The organism is Streptomyces sp. TLI_105, from assembly GCF_900105415.1.
In the GTDB taxonomy this organism is placed as follows: Bacteria; Actinomycetota; Actinomycetes; order Streptomycetales; family Streptomycetaceae; genus Streptomyces.
The window spans coordinates 26,177-48,524 of record NZ_FNSM01000002.1; the positions used below are offsets into that span (position 1 = coordinate 26,177).

The 22,348-nt window shown below is 71.5% G+C and carries 17 protein-coding genes and 1 pseudogene; 11 read left to right on the plus strand and 7 right to left on the minus strand.

Annotated features, from left to right (window positions below):
* Window positions 1-229: 229 nt before the first annotated feature.
* The 4 genes from BLW86_RS39445 to BLW86_RS39460 all read left to right on the plus strand — a co-directional run bounded on the left by BLW86_RS39445 (window position 230) and on the right by BLW86_RS39460 (window position 3,912).
* Window positions 230-1,099, plus strand: a complete 870-nt coding sequence (locus tag BLW86_RS39445) for an alpha/beta fold hydrolase (protein ID WP_093879139.1) — start codon at window positions 230-232, stop codon at window positions 1,097-1,099.
* A 36-nt stretch (window positions 1,100-1,135) separates the two neighbouring features.
* Window positions 1,136-1,600: a VOC family protein gene (locus tag BLW86_RS39450; protein ID WP_093879140.1), complete on the plus strand. Its 465-nt coding sequence runs from the start codon at window positions 1,136-1,138 to the stop codon at window positions 1,598-1,600.
* 108 nt (window positions 1,601-1,708) lie between these two features.
* Entirely contained in the window at window positions 1,709-3,154 is a 1,446-nt protein-coding gene (locus BLW86_RS39455) for a dihydrolipoyl dehydrogenase family protein (protein ID WP_093879141.1), read from the plus strand.
* Window positions 3,155-3,285: 131 nt separating this feature from the next.
* The gene (locus BLW86_RS39460) at window positions 3,286-3,912 is read left to right on the plus strand and encodes an HAD family hydrolase (protein WP_177181984.1); all 627 of its coding nucleotides are present in this window, start codon (window positions 3,286-3,288) and stop codon (window positions 3,910-3,912) included.
* A gap of 79 nt (window positions 3,913-3,991) precedes the next feature.
* Here the strand turns inward: BLW86_RS39460 and BLW86_RS42455 are convergent.
* Window positions 3,992-4,171 (minus strand): annotated as a pseudogene (locus BLW86_RS42455) (hypothetical protein); the annotation flags it as partial.
* Between the two features lie 255 nt (window positions 4,172-4,426).
* Between BLW86_RS42455 and BLW86_RS39465 the strand changes: the two are divergent.
* On the plus strand, window positions 4,427-4,618 hold the full coding sequence (locus BLW86_RS39465; protein WP_093879143.1) for a hypothetical protein: 192 nt from the start codon (window positions 4,427-4,429) through the stop codon (window positions 4,616-4,618).
* 1,071 nt (window positions 4,619-5,689) lie between these two features.
* Here the strand turns inward: BLW86_RS39465 and BLW86_RS39470 are convergent.
* The gene (locus tag BLW86_RS39470) at window positions 5,690-6,160 is read right to left on the minus strand and encodes an SsgA family sporulation/cell division regulator (protein ID WP_093879144.1); all 471 of its coding nucleotides are present in this window, start codon (window positions 6,158-6,160) and stop codon (window positions 5,690-5,692) included.
* A gap of 84 nt (window positions 6,161-6,244) precedes the next feature.
* Here BLW86_RS39470 and BLW86_RS39475 point away from each other — a divergent pair, with 84 nt between their 5' ends.
* From BLW86_RS39475 to BLW86_RS43850, 4 genes are all read left to right on the plus strand, one after another.
* Window positions 6,245-6,448, plus strand: coding sequence for a hypothetical protein (locus tag BLW86_RS39475; RefSeq protein ID WP_093879145.1), 204 nt, complete (start codon window positions 6,245-6,247; stop codon window positions 6,446-6,448).
* A 32-nt stretch (window positions 6,449-6,480) separates the two neighbouring features.
* Window positions 6,481-7,086 carry a hypothetical protein gene (locus BLW86_RS39480; protein ID WP_143060349.1) on the plus strand — a complete coding sequence of 202 codons (606 nt, stop codon included), beginning with the start codon at window positions 6,481-6,483 and terminating at the stop codon, window positions 7,084-7,086.
* A gap of 170 nt (window positions 7,087-7,256) precedes the next feature.
* A complete protein-coding gene (locus BLW86_RS39485; RefSeq protein ID WP_093879147.1) occupies window positions 7,257-9,503 on the plus strand; it encodes an ATP-binding protein in 2,247 nt (748 codons plus the stop codon).
* Between the two features lie 207 nt (window positions 9,504-9,710).
* Entirely contained in the window at window positions 9,711-12,500 is a 2,790-nt protein-coding gene (locus BLW86_RS43850) for an AAA family ATPase (protein ID WP_093879148.1), read from the plus strand.
* Window positions 12,501-12,512: 12 nt separating this feature from the next.
* Here the strand turns inward: BLW86_RS43850 and BLW86_RS39495 are convergent, their stop codons facing one another.
* Both BLW86_RS39495 and BLW86_RS39500 read right to left on the minus strand, forming a co-directional pair.
* A complete protein-coding gene (locus tag BLW86_RS39495; protein WP_256341765.1) occupies window positions 12,513-15,323 on the minus strand; it encodes a helix-turn-helix transcriptional regulator in 2,811 nt (936 codons plus the stop codon).
* Between the two features lie 55 nt (window positions 15,324-15,378).
* On the minus strand, window positions 15,379-15,813 hold the full coding sequence (locus tag BLW86_RS39500) for a hypothetical protein (RefSeq protein WP_093879149.1): 435 nt from the start codon (window positions 15,811-15,813) through the stop codon (window positions 15,379-15,381).
* A 204-nt stretch (window positions 15,814-16,017) separates the two neighbouring features.
* Between BLW86_RS39500 and BLW86_RS39505 the strand changes: the two genes are divergently transcribed.
* Window positions 16,018-16,593: a TetR/AcrR family transcriptional regulator gene (locus BLW86_RS39505; RefSeq protein ID WP_093879150.1), complete on the plus strand. Its 576-nt coding sequence runs from the start codon at window positions 16,018-16,020 to the stop codon at window positions 16,591-16,593.
* Between the two features lie 115 nt (window positions 16,594-16,708).
* On the opposite strand, the gene BLW86_RS39510 is transcribed toward BLW86_RS39505, so the two are convergent.
* Window positions 16,709-17,629: an alpha/beta hydrolase gene (locus BLW86_RS39510; RefSeq protein WP_093879151.1), complete on the minus strand. Its 921-nt coding sequence runs from the start codon at window positions 17,627-17,629 to the stop codon at window positions 16,709-16,711.
* A gap of 319 nt (window positions 17,630-17,948) precedes the next feature.
* On the opposite strand from BLW86_RS39510, the gene BLW86_RS39515 reads away from it, so the two are divergent.
* On the plus strand, window positions 17,949-18,275 hold the full coding sequence (locus BLW86_RS39515; protein WP_177181985.1) for a hypothetical protein: 327 nt from the start codon (window positions 17,949-17,951) through the stop codon (window positions 18,273-18,275).
* 218 nt (window positions 18,276-18,493) lie between these two features.
* Here the strand turns inward: BLW86_RS39515 and BLW86_RS39520 are convergent, their stop codons facing one another.
* Complete coding sequence (locus BLW86_RS39520) at window positions 18,494-20,029, minus strand: helix-turn-helix domain-containing protein (protein WP_256341767.1); 1,536 nt, start codon at window positions 20,027-20,029, stop codon at window positions 18,494-18,496.
* Between the two features lie 177 nt (window positions 20,030-20,206).
* Window positions 20,207-22,135 (minus strand): NACHT domain-containing protein, encoded by a 1,929-nt coding sequence (locus BLW86_RS39525; RefSeq protein ID WP_143060351.1) that lies wholly within the window; start codon window positions 22,133-22,135, stop codon window positions 20,207-20,209.
* Window positions 22,136-22,348 lie beyond the last annotated feature (213 nt).

The window sequence follows — 22,348 nt, forward strand, 5'->3', positions numbered from 1 at the left end:
ACGCCCTAGGCCCCTACGGAACGTGGTTTCCGCTGCCCGCTCCCGCCGACCGTCATGTGACTGATGTGTGACGGCGCACGCATCGGCGAGGGTGGCGGCACGCACATGCATGCATCCATATTGTCACCTACTTGACCGGTGACGATAGAGGTGACAGGTTAGTCACCGTGCAAACAGGTGATGCCGCACGGTGTGCTCACCGACCCACTGCCGAAAGGGATTTGTCGTGATGAACATCAAGGGCGCGGGCAAGCGACGGGTACTGACCGGGGCCGCCACGGCCGTTGTCGCCGGAGCCACGATCGGGGCCTTCGCCCTGACCGGCACCGCCAGTGCCGGCGCCACCACCGATGTCGCCGCCGTCGCCGCCCGGGATGGCGAGCGGGGGCCCAAGCCCACCGTCGTCCTGGAGCACGGCGCGTTCGCGGACTCCTCCAGCTGGAACGGAGTCGTCTCGCGACTGCGTGCCGACGGCTACCCCGTCGTGGCCGCCGCCAACCCGCTGCGCGGCCCCCGCAACGACGCCACCGCCCTGCGGGGCCTGCTCGACCACGTCAAGGGACCGAAGATCCTCGTCGGTCACTCGTACGGCGGTTCCGTGATCAGCGAGGCCGCCGCCGACCGTACCGACATCAAGGCCCTCGTCTACGTGGCGGCGTTCCTCCCCGCCCCCGGTGAGACCGCCCTTGAGCTGACCAACAAGTACCCCGGCTCCACCCTCCCCGACGCCCTCGACCCCGTCCCCGTCACCAACCCCGACGGCACCAAGGGCACCGACATCTACATCCAGCAGGACAAGTTCCACCACCAGTTCGCGGCGGACGTCCCGCGCAACGAGGCCGCCCTCGCCGCCGCCGGCCAGCGCCCCATCGCCCAGGCCGCGCTGGAGGAGAAGGCCACCGTGGCCGCCTGGAAGACCGTCCCCAGCTGGGCCGTCGTCACCACCCAGGACCTCAACATCCCGGCCGCCGCACAGCGCTTCATGGCCGAACGGGCCGGCGCCCACGTCACCGAGGTCGCCGCCTCGCACTCCGTCGCCGTCTCCCGGCCCGGCGTCGTCACCCGCGTGATCGAGGCCGCCGCGCGCGCCACCCGCTGACCTTCCGACCCCTCACCTCCGAAAGGGAGCACTGCCATGGACCTGAAGCTCGAAGTCGTCGTCATCCCCGTCTCGGACGTCGACAAGGCCAAGGAGTTCTACATCGGCAAGCTCGGATTCCGCGCCGACGCCGACTTTCCGATCCACGACGGGTACCGCATCGTCCAGGTGACACCCCCGGGCTCCGGCTGCTCGATCATCTTCGGCGAGGGGCTCACCACGGCCCCCGCCGGTTCGGCCCAGGGGCTGCACCTGATCGTGACCGACATCGAGGAGGCGGTGGAGGAACTGACCGGGCGCGGAGTCGACGTCGACGGCCCGTTCCACGACGCCACCGGCGCCTTCCACCACGCCGGCGCCTTCCACCACGCCGGCGGGAGCCACCGGGTGCCCGGCCTCGCCCCGGGCCGCCCGAGCTACGGCACCTTCGCCGCCTTCTCCGACCCCGACGGCAACGAGTGGTTCCTCCAGGAGGTCACCGTCCGCGCCCCCGGACGCTGACCGACCGGCGCCCCACCCCCGCACCACCCCCAGGAGGCGGCCGCCCAGGCCCTCCGGCCGCCTCCGGCCCCCTTCTCCCCGCCGTACGCCCCCCGCTTGGAGCATCTTGTGACGACCGAAGACATCCGCACCTACGACGTCGTCGTGATCGGTGCGGGACCGGTCGGCGAGAACGTCGCCGACCGTACCGCCGCCGCCGGACTGAGCACCGTCATCGTGGAGAGCGAACTCGTCGGCGGCGAATGCTCCTACTGGGCCTGCGAGCCCAGCAAGGCACTGCTGCGGCCCGGGCTGCTGCGCGCCGAGGCGAGCCGCGTCCCGGGCCTGAACCCCGCGGTCGCCGGTCCGCTCGACACAGCCGCCGTGCTCGCGCACCGCGACCGCATGTCCGCGCACTGGGACGACGGAGACCAGGTCCGGTGGCTGGACTCGGCCGGCATCGAGCTGCTGCGCGGCCACGGCCGGCTCGCCGGACCCCGCAGGGTCGACGTGAGCACACCCGACGGCCACACCGTGCTGCTCCGGGCCCGGCACGCGGTGGCCGTCTGCACCGGCAGCCGCGCGGCCCTGCCCGACGACCTGCCCGGACTCGACGAACTGCGCCCCTGGACCAGTCGGGAGGCCACCGCCGCCGAATCGGTGCCCGGGCGACTCCTGGTCGTCGGGGCGGGCGTGGTCGCGACCGAGATGGCGACCGCCTGGCGGTCCCTCGGCAGTGAGGTCGCGGTGGTCGCCCGCGGTGGCGGACTCCTGCCCCGCATGGAGCCCTTCGCGGGCGAACTGGTCGCCGACGAGCTCCGCAAGGCGGGCGTCGACCTGCGCTTCGGCGTCGGCATCCGGCACGCCGAGCGGGTCGACGGACCCGGCAGCGACATCCGGGCCGTCCTGTCCGACGGGACCGAACTCCTCGCCGACGCGTTGCTGTTCGCCACCGGCCGCGCCCCTCGCACCCGCGACATCGGTCTCGACACCGTCGGCCTCGCTCCCGGCGCGTGGCTCACCACGGACGACAGCCTGACCGTCACCGCCGTCACGGGCGACTGGCTGTACGCGGTAGGCGACGTCAACCACCGCGCCCTCTTCACCCACCAGGGCAAGTACCAGGCCCGTGTCGCGGGGGCGGTCATCGCCGCCCGCGCACAGGGCACGCCCCTCGACACCGGGCGCTGGGGCGCCCATGTGGCCACCGCCGACACCACGGCCGTCCCCCAGGTCGTCTTCACCGAACCCGAGGTCGCCGCCGTCGGCCTGACCACCGCCGAGGCCGAGCGCACCGGCCGCCGGGTCGACGTCGTCGACTACGAGCTGGGCGGTCTGGCCGGCGCCCACCAGTACCTCCCCGGTTACCGCGGCACCGCCCGCGTCCTCGTCGATCCCGAACGGCGCGTCGTCCTCGGAGCCACCTTCGCCGGCCCCGGGGTCGCCGAACTGCTGCACTCCGCGACCGTCGCCATCACCACCGAGGCACCGATCGACCGCCTGTGGCACGCCGTCCCGGCCTTCCCCACCATCAGCGAAGTGTGGCTGCGGATCCTGGAGACGTACCGGGGCTGAACATCCCGGAAACCGGGAACGGCTCCGCGAAGGATTCGACCCACCTGATCGCCACACATGTGTCCACCTTCGCGGACCGCTCGGACCGCCCCGGGCACACCCGGCGTGCACATACCCTCTAGAGTCGGATCATGATCAAGCGCAAGGGCCTCGTGCTCGACTTCGGCGGAGTCCTCACCACCCCTCTGGTCCCCGCCGCCTTCGCCTTCGAGAAGCGCGCGGGACTTCCCGAGGGCACCCTGCTCAACGTTCTGTACCTCAACGAGGAGATGGTCCGGCGCACCGAGGACCTGGAGCGCGGCGCGATCACCCAGTCCGAGTGGAACGCCGCTGCCGCCGATCGCCTCGGCGTCCCCGCCGACGACCTCATGGGCCGCATCTTCGCCGACCTGCGTCCGGAGACGGCGATGTTCGCCGCAGCCGAGGCCGCCCGCCGGGCCGGCGTCAGAGTCGGCGTCCTGTCGAACTCCGTGGGCACGGACCCGTGGAACCTCTACGAGGGACACGACTTGGAGAACTGCTTCGACGCCGTGGTGATCTCCGAGGACCACGGTCTGCGCAAGCCTGAGCCGGAGATCTTCCGGCTCGTCCTCGACCGGCTCGGTCTGCAGGCCGAGGCCTGCGTGTTCGTCGACGACACCGAGCGCTACCTGCCGCCCGCCGCGGATCTGGGCTTCGCCACGGTCCACGCCAAGGAGCCCGGGCAGACCATCGCCGCCCTGGAGGAGCTCCTCGGAGTGCTCTTGACGGCGGACTGACGCCCAGCGACCCGGCCACACCGACCTGGCCCGACGGGACGTATCCCCAGGGCGTGACCGTCGGAGCGTTGTATCCCTCGGCGCGCAGGACCGACCGTCCGGACGGCCGGGCACGCTCCGGCCAGGACACCGCGATCGTGCGGGATTCCCCCGGCAGCAGCCACGGGTAGTTGTCCTCGTACAGCGTCGGCAGGGCCCGGCCGCCCCGCCCGTCGAGCAGCGACAGCCAGGCCCGCGGGCCGGAGCCGAGTGCCGCCATCGCGGCCGGGGCGGGCGGTGCGTCCGACAGCCGAGGTGGTCGTGGGCCGCGGCGGCGGGCTCGCCTGATCGTGCATGGGCGCGGTCCCTTCACGAAGATGTCGACCCGGAGACCACAGGCATGACTCCGCGTACGGAGCACGGGGCCACCTGCTCGCAATAACCGTCTTGACAGGTTACGTGAAGTGGGGCAGGGTATGGGGTGTTCCGACAGCGAGCAGAGCGCGATGTGTGAACGACGATGTGGAGACCGGCGATGAGCAAGGAACTCGCAGGAGACGCGGCGGCGGCACGGCACGAGCGGTTCGGCAAGCTCCCCGAGCGCATCAGCTTCGACAGCATGACCGAGGAGAAGCAGTCCGAGCCGAACGCGGGGGTGACTGCCAAGTACAACCCCGAGGGTGCGTGGAACTTCTACTCGTGCCTGGCCCTGGACCTGGGGCTGTAGGGGGTGATCCGAGCCGGTGGGTTCGGGCGGTTCAGGTGGCACCTGATCGGCGCACACCGGCTATGGCGTGCCGAGGCATGTGTGATTTCCAGGGAGTGTGCTTCTCGGTGCCGATGGCCAGCTACCGCGTGCGAACGCCGTAACGCCCAGCGGCCGGGCCCGCCAGGGCCTGACCGCTGGGTTCGCCGCTGCCCTGCTGTGTGGCAGGGCAGCCCTTCGCGCTTGACGTCCTTTCATGGCCGCCGGGAACGGGCGCCCCCTGCCAGAAGTCCCCGGTGAGTGTGTCCCATGGTCGGTAAATAGGCTCCGTGTGCATGGCCCTGTCCTATGTCGTTCCCGAGGTACATCCCGACGTGGCCGGCCGGGCGTTCGAGCAGTCCGCTCCGGCGTTGAAGACGAGATCGTCGGGCTTGGGAGCGTCCTGCTGACCCGACGGCCGGCGTTGACCTGGTCGTAGGTGACGCGGGGGAGCAGGATGCCAGCGGCCTTGCACGCCTGCTGCATCAAGGAGGAGCAGGCGCATCGCCGGCGGCGGTTGCTGCTGTGCGGGGCGGTGCAGTATTCGCCGAACTGGTACCAGCCGCCCCTGGCCCTCAGGGCCCATGCGACGGCGGCCCTGATCTCGGGCGGTCGGCGAACGCCGGACCATGCGGGGGAACGCCGAGCAGCCCGCCCGGTGACAACGTGCGAGTGGCTTCCCGGGCGGGCTTCTGACGCCCATCATGGGGCGGTTCAGGTGCCCGGCGCACCTCGGACGCGTCGAATGGGGCCGGGAACCGCGGACCGCCTGCTCCTGAGCTCCGGATCGGCCCTGCGGGTATGCACACCCGATATCGGATATGGGAAATGTATCTCCAATCGGAATCGTACACGCTTGGGGAAATGTGTATACGTGTCTGCTAGGGTGAGAAACATGCCGTGCTCGGTCGGTCGTTCCCGACCGAGCGCCCGCGGTGCATTCCGTAGTCGTGTCGGCGAGGAGGATGACAGGGAGGCCGTGATGGCAGGGGGTGTGCCGAGTCGGAGCCGAGGAGCCCCGAAGCCCCGCACATTGGGCTGCTTTCAGCCATTTCAGTCGTTCTGCGTCTCGGCATCGTGGAGCAATGCCGCGGATGCCGTCGTCCAGTCGATCTCGGTGAGCTCGGCCCCGACGGGCACGAGCTCGTAGGTGGACTCCAGCCAATCGGCCAGCGGCGGCACCGGCAACTCGAAGAGAGCGGCCATGGAGCCCGAGGTCAGCCGGAGCCATGCGGTGCTCTGCTCCTCCGCGCCGGACGGCCACATCTGGATGCTTCCGAGCCCGCTCATCGAGTAGAGCCCCTGCTGAAGGAGGTCACGGCCGATCCGCCATTCGACACTCGGGCCGTCCTCGACGACGAGTCGGACGGACACGGCCCAGGGGGAATCCGGGTCGAACCGGAAGTCCGCCCTGACGGCCTGCCGAATGGCGAGGGTCAGCACGCGTTCGATGTTCAAGGTCAGCTGAAGAGGACTGTCCACCGTGCTCCGGCGGGCCTGCACTCCGGATCGTTCGCCGCTCATCTTACGGATGGGTCCTTCTCTGTGATCGGGCGGAGCCTGCTCCGGCCACTCTGTCCGGTGCGGGGGGAGCCGTGCATAAGTAACTTGACCGTCAAATGTTCCGACGGCCGTCAGGCCCTGATCGGCATCGTCGACGACGAACGTCTCTCGCACGGCTTCTCCGAGATCCCGACTTGCTGTCCGACCGTCTCGCCGAACCTCGACCACATCTGCGACGTCAAGCTGCTCGACGCGTCGGGGCAGGAGACCGAGCGCCGCACGGAGCCCTTGCCCGACGAGAGCCGGTGACGACACCCGAATCCGCCGAGAAGACCCACACAATGAACACCGTCGTGTCCTCGGTGCGGCGCCGCGGAGCGACCCTCGTGCTGTGCGCGGCGGCGACGCTGACACTGGTTGGCTGCAAGAGCGGTGACCTCGTCTCCTACGAACTGCCGGCGAAGTCGGCCCGATACACGTTCGAGACGAAGAACGACGACGTCAAGACGGTCTGGGAGTCCGCCTTCGCTCAGGTGGCGGAGGCGGACGCGCCCCAACAGAGCCCGTGCACGGGAGACGTGGTCGGCACCGACCGGGCGGCCTGCCGTCCGGAACCGCTGACCTTCCTGCGCTACGACTTCGGCCTGGCCCTGGACAACACGGTCAAGGCGGGGGACAGGCACGAGATCGTCGTCACCGGCTACTACCAGCCACGCCTCACCGAGTTGCCCAGGGTGACCGCCCTGAAGGTGGAGGCCACCTTCGACGGAGGTGGCATCTGGCGCCCGGCGCCCACGAGAGGCATGGGGAAGAAAACGTTCACCACGACGATCCAGAACCCCCGGCGGGACCAGGCCGTCCAGGGCGTCGGGCTCAGGATCAGTGCGACCGACAGCCAGGGAAACACCGTCAGGCAGACCATTCCCACGGCGTACACCCTGAGCTGACGTGAACCCACCGCCGAGGGCCGACCGGGCTGGGACGAGACAGGGTCTCGCCCCGGCCGGTCTCCGGTGGGCCGCCGATGCGTGCGTCTCCCGATCTGGACACTGCGCCGGCTCCTGGTCGCACCCTTGCTTTAATGGGCGTTCCAGAACAGGGAACGCCGGGGGCGGGTGTGGGCAGGACCGAATTCGGGCGTCTGCTGCGAGAGGCACGCCAGCGTTCGCTGCGGACGCTGGAGAGCCTCTCCGAGGCGTCCGGGGTGAGCGTCCGGGCGATCAGCGACATGGAGCGCGGACAGAGCCTGCCGCGGCAGGCGACGCTGGGCGAGCTGATGGACGCCCTGGAGCTGGACGAGGACGAACGACGGCAGTTCCTCGAGGCGTCGCTGCTCCGGGCCGAAGGGCCGGCCGGACGGGTGCCGCGACAGCTCCCGCCCGATCTGGCGGTGTTCCGAGGCCGCACACGAGCACTGGAGACCGTCGAGAAGCTCACCGCCGAGATCACCGAGCAGGGCGGACACGTGATCGTCTCGGCGATCGGCGGGATGGCCGGGGTGGGCAAGACGGCCTTCGCCGTGCACTGGGCGCACCATGTCGCGGACCGGTTCCCGGACGGGCAGCTCTATGTGAACCTGCGCGGCTTCGAGGACGCGGCACATCCCCTGGACCCGGCAGAGGCCCTGGGCGGGTTCCTCACCGCCCTCGGGGTCTCCGACAAGGACGTTCCTCGTGGCACCGAGGAGCGCAGCGCCCTCTTCCGGAAGCGGACCGCGTCCCGGAGGCTCATCCTCGTACTCGACAACGCACGCGACGAGGAGCAGGTCAGGCCGCTGCTCCCGGCCTCGACCGGCTGCCTGACCATCATCACCTCACGCAGCCGGCTGTCCGATCTGGCCGCGATGGACGGAGCACGCCTGATCGGTCTCGACGTGTGGACCCGGCAGGAGGCGCTGGCCGCGCTCTCGGCACGCGTCGGCGAGGACCGCTGCCGTGCGGAACCGCGAGCCGCCGAGGAACTGGTGGAGCTGTGCGGACATCTGCCGCTCGCGGTGGCGATCGTCGCGGCGCAGCTGAGCGCGATGCCGCAGGTGCCCCTGCGCGTGGCGGTACGGGACCTGCGGGGGACCGCACCGCTGCTGGACGCACTGTCGGCCGGGGCCCGGAGCAGCGACGTCCGGGCCGTCTTCTCGTGGTCGTACCGGGCCCTGCCGGCGGAGACGGCCGTTCTCTTCCGGCACCTGGCCCTGCATCCCGGCCCCTCGGTGTCGGCGGCGGCCGCGGCCTCCCTCACGGGGATCGGCCTGGCGGAAGCCCGGCGCCATCTGCGCCACCTGACCGCGGCGAATCTGCTGTCGCGGGACGCGGAGGGCAGGTACGTCCTGCACGACCTGGTCAGGGCCTACGGCGCCGAACTCGTCGAGTCGGAGCAGGACGACGGCCTCGGCGCCCGTACCAGACTCCTGGCCTATCTGCGCCACAACGCCCACGCGGCCAACTGCTTTCTCGGGCGCACGAAAGCGGACGAGGCCGGCCCCTTGACCGACAGGGTGGTCAGCGTTCCCCTCGACACGCGCGAGGAGGCCCTGGCCTGGTTCCGTCAGGAGGAGGCGACCGTCTCATCAGCCCTGCGCTCCATGGACGATCCGCGGCTGTTGCGGTTCCGGATGACCCTCACCTACGACTGGGTGAGCTACTACTCGCTCATGGGCCGCTGGAGCGAGGAGATCGACACCAAGCGGATCGGCCTCGACGCGGCCCTGCAGCTAGACGAGCCCGCCGCCGTCATGCGAAACGCCTCGGACCTCGCGCGCGCACTGGCCCAGACCGGCCAGGCCGACGACGCCGACCGCCATGTGGAGCTGATGCTCGCCCAACTCCACCGGCTCGGTCCCGAGGAGCGAGCCGTCGCCGAACGGACGGTGGGATGGGTGCGCGGCCGGCAGAAGCGCCATGAGGAGGCCCTGCACCACGCCCGCAACGCGCTGGGGATCTTCCGCTCACTGGGCGACGGCCGGGCCGCGGCCCGCGAGATGAACGCGGTGGGCTGGTACCTCGCCCTCCTCGGCCGGTACGAGGAGACGATCGAGCTGTGCGAGGAGGCGATCCCCCTGCTGCGGCGGGACGACAACCTCCGCATCGAGGCGGCCGCCTGGGACACCAAGGGCTACGCCCGGCACCGCCTCGGCGACCTCGTCGGCGCCATCGCCGACTACCAGGAGTCCCTGCGGGTCTACGGAGAGGCCTTCGACGACTACAACCAGGCCGAGGTGCTCGAACACCTCGCGACGGCGCAGCAGGAGCACGGCTCTCGTGCGGAGGCGAGGGCGAGCTGGCTGCGGGCGGCCGACCTCCTGAGGACGATCGACAGCCCACGCGCGGCTCGGATGCGGGCCAACGCGGAGGCGCTGGACGCTCCCTGAGCACTCCCGGGAACGGGTCTGCCGCCAGCTCCTGCGGGATGCGGCACTCCGCGGCCGCGGAGGCCGGCCACCTGCGGCTTCTCCCGTCGGCACACCAAGCTGCATGCGAACTGCCTGGTCCCACGGACACCGATCCACTGGGATGTGGGAGACAGGAGAGCGCCACCCCGACCCGGCGGGACCGCTCGCCCGGGGACAGGGGGCACCATGAACGACACGCACGCCAGGCTCTCCCGCCGAAGCGCGGGCGAGGCGGCGAACGACTCGTCGTCGCTGCTGGCCCTGCTTCCCCAGGTGGCGCCCCCGGCCGGGATCATCGGTCGTGACGCCGAAATCCGGGTGTTGCAGGATCTTCTACTGGAGGCCACGGTCCACGGGGCGACCCGGGTGGTGTGCGGTCACGCCGGCTCGGGCAAGTCGGCGTTGCTCGAGGCCGCGGTCCGGGCCGCGACCAGCGCCGGCCTGAGGGTGCTGCGCGGCGCGGGCATCCGGGGCGGCAACCCGTCCGACCTGTCCGGGCTGCTGCAGATCGTCTGGCCGGTGCTGGAGACTCCGGGCAGGTCCTCGAGCAGCCGACGGCTCGATGCGCTGCGGATGCTGTTCGTCGACGGCGCTCTCCGCTCCGCCGACCGTTCACGGCTGGCGTTCGCGGTCCTGGAGTTGCTGGAGACGGTCGGCGCGGAGCAGCCCCTGCTCGTCGCGGTGGACGACTGGGACGCGCTGGACGAGCCCAGCCGACAGGTGCTGTCCTTCGTGGCCCGCCGGACCAGCGGCCCGCGGGTGGCGCTGTTGATGACCGCCCGACCGCACCGCACACGCCTGGCCCCCCTCACCGGCCTCCCGGATCTGCGGCTCGACCCGCTCACATCCGACCAGTCCACCAGCCTGCTGGCCGCCCGGCGTCCGGGCCTGGACACCCAGGCCGTGCGCGAACTGCTGGCGACCGCGGCCGGCAATCCTCTGGCACTCCTCGAACTCCCCGTCCGCTCCGAGGACTCGTCGCCCTGTCTCCCCGTCTCCTCCGACCGGCTGGCCGCCGCCATGGCACCGGGCGCCGCACGCCTGCCGGCCGGAACCCGGGACCTGCTGCTCGTGGCCGCCCTGCACCCGGAGGGCGACCTGCCCCTGCTGCTGTCGGCCGCGTCACGGATCGACGGAACCGAACTGGACTTCACGACGCTGGAGCCCGCCGAGCGCGAGGGCCTCGTGGACTCCGACGGAGTGCGGCTGCTCTTCAGTCATCCGGCGACAACGGGCGCGATCGTCCACGGCACCGGCCCGCGACGCATCCGTGCCGCGCACGCGGCCCTGGCGGACGTGCTGGCAGACGGTTCGGTGCGCATGCTGTGGCACAGGTCCCAGAGCGCCGAGGAGCCCGACGGGGACCTGGCAGCCCGTCTCGAATCCGCGCACCACCACGCACTGGAGCAAGGCGATCCGACCATGGCCGTACGGCTCCTGCAACGCGCGGCCGAGCTGCACTCGACGCCCGAGGACCAGGGCCGCTGCGCCCTGCGCACCGCCCAGCTCGCTCACGCCCTCGGACTGGAACGCATGGCACGGACCATGGCGCACCGAGCCCTGAGCCGACCGCTGGGCCCCCTGGGCGTGCTCTGCGCCGAGGCGCTGGAGCGTACCGGCGGCGAGCCGCTCCCGGCCGACCCCGCCGCCTGGCCCGATCCCGACGGTCCGGCCGAGCAGGAGAACGGGCTGGAGCTGGCCCGGATCACGGCCCCGTCCCTCGTGGGCGACGCCACGCGGGCCGAGACGCTGCTCGGCTTCCTGGACAGAATGCCGGACCGCGGGCACGACCCACGGCTGCTGCAGGCCATGGTCACGGTCGCCCCGGTGCGCCGGGCCGCGACGATCCTCGCCGGCATCCACGCCGTACGGAACCTGGCGGTCCTGCCCGTACGCGACCTCGAGTACCTGGGTGAGGCGGCGCTGTCGACAGGCGACCCGCTGCGGGCCGTGGACCTGTATCGGCAGGCCGAGCGCCGCCACCGCTTCCACGACGCGCTCGACCGGATGCCGTCCGTGCTGCTGAGGCAGGGCCTCGCGCACCTGGCCACGGGCGACCGGGGACAGAGCAGCCACGCCTTGCAGAGGTGCGCGGAACTCGCCGAGGCGCACGGCCAGGACCACCACGCCGCGGCGGCACGCCTGCTGGAAGACATGCTCCGAGGACTGCGCACCGGCAGCGCGGTCCGGACCGGCAGTCCCCGGGAACTCGCCGCCGCACGGCGCTCCCTCCGCACGATCGACGCGGTCCTCGCCACCGGTTCCGCCTCCGCGCTGGCGGAGAGCGGGGACTTCGAGGCGGCCTACGCCGCGCTGTCGGTTCTCCTGACCAGTCCGCGGGTCAGCGCGGCCGCCCTGTTCGCGCTGGTGACCTTCGCCGAGGCCGCCGAGGCCGTGAACGCCCGGACGGAGGCGCGGGTCGTCCTCGACCGGCTGGAGAACGCCCTGGGCGCGGAGTGCGCACCCGACCTGGCGGTCCGCTTCACGGTGGCACGGGCCGTCCTCGCGGACGACCGGGACGAAGAGGAACTGTTCGAGCGCGCGTTCGCCCAGGACCTCTCCGGCTGGCCCTTCCTGGAAGCACCCCTGCGCCTGGCCCACGGACGGCGCATGCGACGCCGACGGCAGTTCGCCGACTCACGCACGACACTGCGGCAAGCCGCGACGATCTTCACGATGATGGGTTCCGAGGCACGGGTGGCGCAGATCGCCGTGGAACTGCGTGCTTCCGGCGAACGGACGGAGACCGGCGGCGCCGGTGCGGCCGATCACACCGCGCTGCGCGACCTGCTCACGTCCCAGGAACTACGCATCGCCGAACTGGCCGGCAGCGGCCGCTCGAACCGCGAGATCGGCGAGCTCCTCGGACTGTCACCGCGGACCATCGGGGCGTACCTGTACCGGATCTTCCCCCGGCTCGGCGTCACGGCGCGGGCGCAGCTCGCCGAGGTCCTGCGGGAGCACCGGCCGGTCTGAGACCTCCCGGTCTCACTCCGCCTCGGTGCCGAACCTCGCCGCGAGTCCCGCACGGGACGTGACGCCTAGCTTGGGGAAGATCTGGTACAGGTGCGAGGCGACCGTACGGGGGGAGAGCCGCAGCTGCTCGCCGATGGCCCGGTTGGACAGACCACGGGCGGCCAGCCTCGCGATGGTCAGCTGCTGCGGGGACAACACCTGGGCGACATCGTCCGAGACGGCGCCCGCGACATCCCCGGTGGACCGGGCCGACGACGCGCGGCCCGTCGCCCTCAGCTCGGACGCCGCCTGGTCCGCGCGCGAGCGCGCTCCGAGAGCCCGGAAGAGGGACTCGGCCGTGGCCAGTGGAGTGCGTGACGCCGTGACCCGGCGCCGGCGCCTGAGCCAGGCCCCGTAGCCGAACAGGGTCATGGCGTGGAGCAGTGGCCACGCCTCGGCCCCGGGTCCCAGCGCCCGGAGGAACCGTCTCTCCGCCTCCTGATCGGGGGCGAGGACCGCCTCGGCGTACGCCAGCATCCGCTCCACCAGGGGTGGGCGACCCGCTTCCGTCAGGGACGCGACGTGTTTGACGACGGACCGGGCGTCCTCCGTCTCCCCGGCGGGGAGCGCGGCCTCGGCCAGGAAGACGACCGCCCAGAACTCCTCGTAGGCGTACGGTCCCGCGGGCTCGGCGAACAAGGCGCGCAGCCGTGCGTAGGCCTCGACGTACCGGCCGTTCCCGGAGGCGATGAGGGCGCGGGTCAGCGCGGCGAGCTGCAACTGCCGGTTCAGACCGGTGCGCAGGGAGTGCTCCTCGACCTCCGAGGCGTACTCGAGCGCCTGCTCGTGGTCGCCCTCGAGCGCCATGACGACGGCCCGGGCCGCGGTGGCCCGGGCCACCCATTCGGGCTGCCCCGTGCGTTCGGCGACCAGCCGGCTCTCTTCGGTCAGGGAGTGCACGACGTCCCACCGGCTGCCGAGCCAGATCTGACCCATCGCCCTCGGGACGGTGGCTTGCGGCAACCGTCCGTACCGGCCGTCGGCACGGAGTGCCGCCTCCGCCTTCATGTAGAGCGGGGCCGCCCGGTCGAGATCGTTGGTGAGATGGGCCACCTGGGCCGTCAGGTTCGCCTCGTCCTCCTCCTTGAGCCCGGGAAGGGGGTGGGGTTCCGGCAGCCGGAGGGCGGAGAGGGGATCGGTCAGCGCCATGACGGACAGGTCGAGCACGTCGCTCGGCCCGGAGCGCATGCTCGTGAACGCCTGCCGGACGGCGCGCCGTTCGTCGTGTCCCGCCTGCTGCCACCAGCATCGGCGGGCCGCCGCGTAAAGGAGCTTCTGAGCGAGTACGGGGTCCTCCTCGGACACGGCACGTGCCGCCTCGCACAGCTCTACGATCCGCTCCCGGCCGACCACGGTGTTGCCCGGGATGAGGTCGTGCACCCACAGCTGCAGGGCGCGTCCGAGCGCGCCGAGCGCGGCGGTGTCGATCTGCCGGCCCTGGCGCAGAGCCCGGTCCACCAGGCCCCGGTCGACGGCCAGTTCGGCGGCACGCAGCAGCCGCTCCGCCTGACGGCGGGGGTCCGCGGAGAGACGGGCGGCACTCTCCAGAGAGGCCAGGGCGATCAGCACGTCCGTGCCCGAGCAGGGCCCGTCCGCCAGCGACTCCACCCTGCGGGCCAGGTCCTCGTCGGGGCCAGCCGTGTGTCGGGCCGTGTGCCAGGCCGCGTGCGGGACACTGGTGAGGCTCTGTCCCAGCACCGCGTGGGCGGCCATGCGCCGGGCCGCCGGCTCCAGGTGAAGGATCACGGGCCGGATCAGCGGCTGCGGGAAGAGCAGGTGTCGCTGCCGACCCGCGGTCCCGTCCTCCTCGGTCACCAGCCCCCGGGCGACCACCTCGGCGAGCCCGGCACGCGCGTCCTGGCCGCTGCCCAGCAGCAGGCCGCTCGCGTCCAAGACGTCGCTCGCGACAGGGGAGACGCTGAGTGCCGTGACGAGCAGGACCGCACGGGCCGGCTCCGACAGTCCCCCCAGGTCCTCCTCGTACGACTCCGCCAGACGAGGCGTGGCCGGCAGCATGCCGAAGCCCGCCGTGTCGCCGAGCGGGCCGTCGTCCAGGGAGAGTTCGGTGAGGGCCAGCGGGTTTCCCCCGGCCACGGCGAGGACCAGCTGAGCCTCGGTGTAGCAGGTGGTCCGCCCCGCGCGCGCCAAGAGGGCCCGTGCCGCGGGGTCGGACAGGTCGTCGAGCGTGGCGGTGAACGGATGCGGAGCCGATCGGGAAGGGGCCGGGCGCTCCGTGACGATCATGTTCACCCGTGACGTCGCGCAGAGCGGGGCCATGGCGTTCAGGGCGTCGCGGCTCGCTTGGTCGAGCCGGTCGAGGTCGTCGACGCACAGCAGGATCCGTCCCGGCGCGGTGACCAGCAGGCTCAGCGCGGCGGCCGCGAGGCCGGCCGACGCCGGAGCGGTCGGCCCGCCGCCGAAGGCGGCGTCGAGTACGGCTCGTTCCGCGGCCGCCAGGCTGCCCATGCGGGCCAGTTCGGGGCGGAGCAGGCCGTGCAGCGCGGCGTACGGCAGGCCTCGTTCTGCAGGGACCGATGCCGTTGACAGCACATGGATGCCCCGGTGGGCGGCGGAGGCTGCGGCGTACCGGAGGAGTGCGGTCTTCCCCGTACCCGCGGCGCCTCTCAGACGGAGCACTCGCCCCTGCGGTGCAGGGTCCGTCAGCAGGGTCTCCACCAGCTGCATCTCGGTCTCGCGGCCGAACAGCCCGGCTCCGCCGGGATCGGACTCCCACGGCACCGCGCCCTCCGGACCTCCGCCGTCCGCACCGCTGTGCGTGCTCACCTCGTGCCCTCCCACGCTTCCTCGACCGGCAGCGGATACGCCCGTCTGGACATGATCATCCACGTGGCTGCTCGCCCGAGGAACGGTGGGGTGTGCCAACGGCGGCGTAGAGATTGCGAATGCTGAAGGCGGTGCCGAACTTGAGCCGGCAGACGACCCAGTCGATCGGGTGGCACTCCCGGGTGTCGGGCAGCTCCACGACGACGGGTACGGTGACCATCCGCGAGGACCGGGCGTGCCGCCATGACCCGCCGATGTGCCGGGTGAGGATCTCACCCACGTAGCAACCGAAGGCGACGAGGGACTCGGCCATGTCCGCGTCGGTGACACCTTCGGCCCGGAAGCCGTCGACGATGCCCTCCACCACAGCGATGCTCTCCGGACTGTAGTCCAGCTCCGCACCACTGATGTCGGCCGCGGCCGCGACGATGGCAGCGGCATGCCGGGGCGCGTTGCCCGGCTCCAGCGGGGGGTTCAGGTGCACCTGCATTTTGGTCCTCGGGCTGTTGCCGTCAATGCGGTCGAGGCTAACCGCACGAACGCCGACCCGACACGCCCCGGCCGGTGTCGACAGGGAACCAGACCGAACGCCTCCCGGACTACAGTCGAACGACTCATGCCCTCTCGTGTGCGCCCTGCAAGAGTCGGGCCGACGAGTACATGTGTGATGGCCTGCCGAAGGAGGGATCCCGCAGTGGCGCGCCCCCGCGAGTTCGATACGGAAGTGGCCGTGGAACAGGCCATGCACCTGTTCCGGGAGCTCGGATACCACGCCACGTCGATGCCACGACTGACGGCGCGGCTCGGCATCGGCACCGGCAGTCTCTACGCCGCGTTCGACTCGAAGGACGGCCTGTACGCCCGCGCCCTCGAACGGTACTGCGACGGTCTGGTCGCCGCGCTCGGCCAGGACGTCCGGCGCGGCCCCGACATTCGCACGGCACTGTACGGACTCCTGATCACGATGGCCGCTGCCGACACGGCGGACCCGGAGCACGGCTGTCTGCTGGTCGGCGCCACCACCGAGCGCTCGGCCGACGGAGACACGATCGAACGGGTCAGGACGACGCTGGCGGCGATGGAGACGGTGCTGACCGCCGCCCTCAGCGTGGCGCGGGACCGGGGAGAACTGCGTGGCGAGCATCGCCCGGAAGAACTGGCCCGCTTCCTCATGACGTTCATCCAGGGCCTTCGTGTCATGGGCCGGGCCCGAGCCGGGCGCGAGTTCCTGGAATCAGCCGTCGCCGGGGCGCTGAGGGCACTGGACTGAGGCCCGCCGGCGTTCCGTCGTACGGAGATGCGGTCCCTTCGGTCCCTGCGCCCTCCGGCAGTCGAACGACTGATCGTGGCAGGACCGGTCCCGAGGCGCTGCTTTCCGAGGTCGTTCACTTGGTGAGGTACTCGGTGAAGTACTCGGTGAGCTTGTCGGTGGCGGGGCCGACGTGCTGCTTCTTGTCGTAGAGGTCGACGTGGCTGGCGTTCTCGATCCAGTGGATCTGCTTGGGGCCGGTGGCCTTGTGGTGGGCCTCGAGGGCCATCCAGGCGGTGACGGCGCGCTCGCCGATGATCTGGAGGACGGGCCGGTCGCCGATCAGGGGGATGGCGTGGAAGGCGTCGCTGGAAGCCATCTTGTCGATGCTCTCCCAGGCGAGGAACTTCGCGGAGCGTTCGTGCTCGCCGCGCGGGGTGCAGTAGTACTCGAAGCCCTCGATGCCGTGCTCGCCGCCGAGCGCGCCCGCCTGTTCGGCGGTGGCGGGGAACATCTTCATCACACCCGGGTCCTCACCGCGGGCGGCGGTCGTGCGGGCCTGGGCGGCGGCTGCGAGCAGGGCCTGGAAGACGGCCGGGTCCTGGGTGCCGTCCGCGCCGAAGCGGAACTGGCGGGCGGGTTCGGCGGTGGACACGGTGGCCACCGCCCGCACCCGCGGATCACCGGCCGTCGCGGCCAGGGAGTAGCTGCCGGAGGCGCAGATGCCCAGCAGACCGATCCGGCCCGGATCCGCCTCTGCCCGGGTGGTGAGGTAGGAGACGGCGGCCTTGAAGTCCTCCACCCGCTGCGCGGGGTCTTCCAGACCGCGCGGCAGACCACCGGACTCGCCCTGGTACGCGGCGTCGAACGCGAGCGTGACGAAACCCCGCTCCGCCATCAGCTGCGCGTAGGCGCCGGAGGTCTGCTCCTTCACTCCGGTGCCGGGATGCCCCACCACCAACGCCGGACGAGGACCCGAGGCCGGAGCGTCGGGAACATAGAGATGCGCGGCGATCTCGATGCCGGCACTGAGGAAGGTCACATTGGTCCTGGTCATGGGAACACTCCTGGAAACGATGGTGGTGGTGAATCGGGTCGGCCCTCGGCGCTTCCGTCGGGCACATCACCACCATCCGCCCTCCGGCGCGTACACGGAAGAGCCAGGTTTCTGCCCCGGAAGAATCCGTCCCCCTCACAGTCCGTACGGCCGAACATGTGTGATACGTGCGTCCCTTCTCGTCCTCGGTGAACGAAACACCCCTCCACCTCGGACGAGTTCGGGAGGGATTCACATGACACCCCGAAGCAGGGCTATGGAAACGAGCACGCACGTGCGGGCGCGATTCACGGTCCTTGTCCTGCCCATGCTGTTCCTCTTGGCCGGCACGCTGGGCACCGCGTACGTGCTGCGGTCCGGCGGCGCCGACGCCACGCGGTCGACGCCGGCGCCCCAGGACCAGGACACGGACGGATTCGTCACGGCGAGGACGTCCTCGCCCGCGGTCGGCACGGGGACGATCCGGCGCTTCAAGGTCCGGGTGGAGCGGGGGACCGGTCTGTCGGCCGAGCAAGCGGCGCGCGAGGTGTACGAGATCCTCGTGGACCGCAGGTCCTGGACGGCCGACGGTCACAACGGCTGCGAGCCCAACGCGTGGCCGTACGACACACACCGCAGGTATCTCGGCGACCCCAAGGCGTCATGAACCTCGCGCACGCGGGGCACATGGAGGCCCGTCCCACGTGGGGGCTCCTCACGCGGGCGGAACTTCGCCGGCGTGTGATCGTGGGTCACCCCGCCGACGGGCCGTCGGCGACGTTCACCAGGACGAGGGGCGGACGGCGGCGACGGAAGGCCGCGAGCAACTCGGCCTTGCGGGCCGGCACCTCGTCGGCAGGGTGCGCCAGAGACAGCTCCCTCGGCTCAGGGCCGTGCCAAGGAGTGGTAACTCGCCCATTCCCGAGTGAGAGCGACAAGGTGACCGCTCAGTCGTCGATCAGCCGTGCGGCGCAGGACGGCTCGCTCGGTCGCCTCCTCCCGGCGGAACCAGTTGAGCGCCTCCTCGCGGTCGCCGAACTCCAGCCGCACGACACCAGGAGCAGGAGCAGGAGTGCCGGCCGCGGAGGAGGGTGGCCACGACACGTATCGGTTGGCGCTCCGGGCGTTGTGACAGAGGTAGTCCAGCAAGCGGATCTCGGCACAGAGGAGGTCGTCACCCTCGCTCTCGGCCCGTTCGGCGGCATACGCGCGCACGAGATCGTGCAGCACGTACAGGCCCTCACCGTCACGTGAGAGCAGGCTCCCCGAGGTCAGCTCCCGCAGGTGCCGCAGGGCTTGCGGCATCCCGACCCCTGCCAGGGACGCCGCCGCCTCCGCGGACATGGTCGGGGCGGGGTGGAGCGCCAGGGCGCGGAAGAACCGCGCGGTCGCGTCGGGCAGTGTCCGGTACGACCCGCAGAGGACGGCACGGACGTCACCGGGGTGCGCGTCGGACACGAAGACGTCCAGCCGCGGCCGGACCTCCTCCCATTCCCGGACAGCTCGCCGCAACGACGCTTGCGGTTCGGCTGCCAATCGGGCGCCGACCACGGCGATCGCCAGGGGCAGACAGCCGCACAGGTCGACGATCTCGGCGGCGGCCACCGCTTCGGCCCGGCACCGGTCGGCGCCGATGCGTGCGGCCAGCGCGGCCAGCGCTTCCTCCCGGGACCAGACGTCGAGACCGATCAGGGCGGCGCCGTCGGTGGCGGACAGAGCGGACAGGCGACTGCGCGACGTGACGATGGTCAGACATCCGGCGGAGGCGGGCAGCAGCGGTCTCGCGTGCTCGTAGTCCAGGGCGTTGTCCAGGACCACGAGCAGGCGACGATCGACCACCTGCTCCCGGAACAGCGCGGCGCGTTCCTCCGTGCCGCGCGGAATCTGCTTCGCCCGCGCCCCGAGAGCCCTGAGGAATCCCCCCAGCGCCGCCCCGGCGTCGACCGGCCGACCGGACTTTTCGAAGCCGCGCAGGTTCACGTACAACTGTCCGTCGGGAAACCGGTCCGCGACCCGGTGCGCCCAGTGCACGGCGAGAGCCGTCTTGCCGGCCCCCGCCATCCCGCTGATCGCGGCGACGACGGCATGACGGCCCCCCGCGGACGCGTCGTCGGTGAGTGCGAGAGCGGCCTTCATCTCCGCTTCGCGGGCCCCGAACACGGCCGGATCGGGCGGCAACTGCCGGGGTACCCCGGTGTCCCTCCGCATCGACGCCCTCAGGAGGTCCGCCCGTTCGCTTTCGTCCAGCCCCAGAGCAGCCATGAGTTCGGCCAGGGTCCCCTGCCGCGGCAGGCTCTTGCCCCGTTCCATGTCACTGATGGCCCGGACGCTCACACCCGAGACCTCCGCCAGGCCCTCCAGCGTGAGCAATGAGCGCAGCCGTACCGCGCGCAGGAGCTCGCCGAATTCCGTCTCGCTCATCTTCCCCCCGGCCGGGCCCCGCCCGGCCGTCGCTCCCGCCGCCACTCCTCAGAACTGTTCTGAAACCTACCAGTTCTGGATCGTTCGTTCCTCTAAACGGCAACGCACCCCCACGCTTCCCGGAGCGGGGCGATCCACCGTGCGGTGACGACGGCAGCGGCCGTCGTTCACGCGGTCTCACCGCCTGGCCAGGTAGTCCTGGAGCTCGCGGCGCCGGAACTGGTAGGCGGCTCCGGCAGTGCGCAGTATCCCGGCCTGGTGACATGCGTGCAGGAAGCGGCCGAGCCGCCACGGCAGGATCCTGCGGGCCAGCACCAGGAAGACCACGTAGCGGAGCGACAGAGAGTTGGAGACGAGCGCGCCGACGAGCGCGAGGGGCAGAAGCACCAGGGCGAGACCACGCCAACCGGCCATCCCGTAGCCCAGCAGGGCGAAGATCGCCACGAGGTCGCCCAGGAGCAGGGCCCAGGAGACCGCATCGCTGCGCACCAGGGCGCGCGGCCCGTCTTGTCGTTCGTCTGGTGCGACCGCGACGCCCATGGCGCCACCGGCCATCAACCCGAAGGCCGCCGCAGCCATCGCCCACTCGGCTGTCGAGTCCGACGAGGTGTCGAAGAGCCCGAGGAGCACGAGAGGGACGGAGCCCAGGGCGCATCCCAGCGCGAAGCGGCGTGGTCGCAGAACCATGCGGTCGTCGCCCTCCCACAGGTCCGGCCGGAAGACGAGCAGGAGGGAGAGCAGCGGCATGAAGGAGAAACCGAGTTGCTCCCAGGAGGTCAGGGCCGCCCGGACCACCACCATGAGTTCCAGCATCACGGCCCAGCAGAGGCAGGCCCATCGGATCGCGCGCTTGGTGCGCCGCGCCCCGACCATCGGCCACAGATCGGGCAGCACGAGGTCCGTGGCCGAGAGCGTGCGCCCCTCCGCCTGCCGGCCGTTGCGGTTGTCGTCGAGATAGGAGGCCAATACGGTCAGCCAGCGTCTGGCCGGACCGTCGGGGTCCACGGTCCCGTCCCCCCGCGCCGCCAGCACCGTCGGGACGTAGAGGCCGAGCAGGTGCTGGTGAAGGGTCCCGGACTCGGCCAGAGCCAGAAGGTCCGCGGGATCGCGCCGATAACGGCCATCGGCGGTCCGCTCCTGGTAGACCGCCACGACGAGCGACAGGCGCCAAGGGGTCGTCAGTACCTGACGCAGCCGGGCGGCGGCCGGTGAGTCCGGAACGTGGCCTGCCCGCGGAGCGGAGGCCAGGGCGTCGAGCACGGGTTGCCAGCGGCTCAGTCCCGCCTCGGTGTCGGCCACGCTTCTCCGGAGGAAGGCGACGCTCTGCTCCGCTTCCACCGGTGCGAGCCGCACCACGGCCGTGTCTCGCAGATGTGCCTCCGCACCGAGGAGGCCGTCGTAGACACCGCGCCGACAGGTGACGACAGCGGCAGCCGGTTGCGTGCCGTGCTGCCAGGCGTTGAGCAGGCGCACCAGGCCGGCGGCCCGGCTGTGGTACGCGGCGGTGCCCGGCGGGTCCAGTTCGTCGAGGCCGTCGACGACGGGCAGCACGAGGCGTGCCTCCACCAACCGTCGTGCCGGCCCGCTGCCGACGCCGAAGGCTGTCACCAGGTGCTGGACGAGGCAGTCCTCCAGATCCTGGCTGGTCCACGATGCGGCTGCCATGCGGAGGGGGACGGGCTGTCCGGGCTCCCTGTCCCGTGCGAGGTCCAACACGATCGACAGGGCGGCCAGGGACTTTCCGATCCCTGCATCGTTCGTGCCCTCGGCACCGGTGATGACCATGCGCGGCGGTGAGAGGCGCTGGTGCAGTGCGGTCAGGCCGCTCAGCCGGCCCTCGGCCGGCGCTCCTTCGATCTGGCCGTGGACCAGCGCGGTGTAGGCGAGGTCGATGCGGCCGCCCGTACTCCCGTCGAGCCACCGCACGTACTCGGTCTGCTCCCGGCGCACGACTTCGCCCGCCAGCCGGTCGGCCGATTGCTCCGCGTCCAGCAGAGCAACCAGGGCGTAGGCCAGGCCCGCTACGCCTGCCAGTGCTCCTACGACGCTGGCGACGGGATCCGCGACGTCCCAGCCGCCCGAGATCCCTAACGCCAGAAGCCACACCGAGACCGTGCCTGCCCCCCGACCACAGCAGGCGGCGTTGGAGCGCGCGACGTATCCGCATGCCCGGAATCTTGCCGAACCGGAGTCGGGGGGCGCCAGACCGAGGACACGCGACGGCTGGTGGATGCGCTTCGTACGCACGGGGGATGCGGCCAGTGGCTCCCGGACGGGGGTGCCGTCCGGGAGCTCGACCACCTCGATACGTGCCGGGGG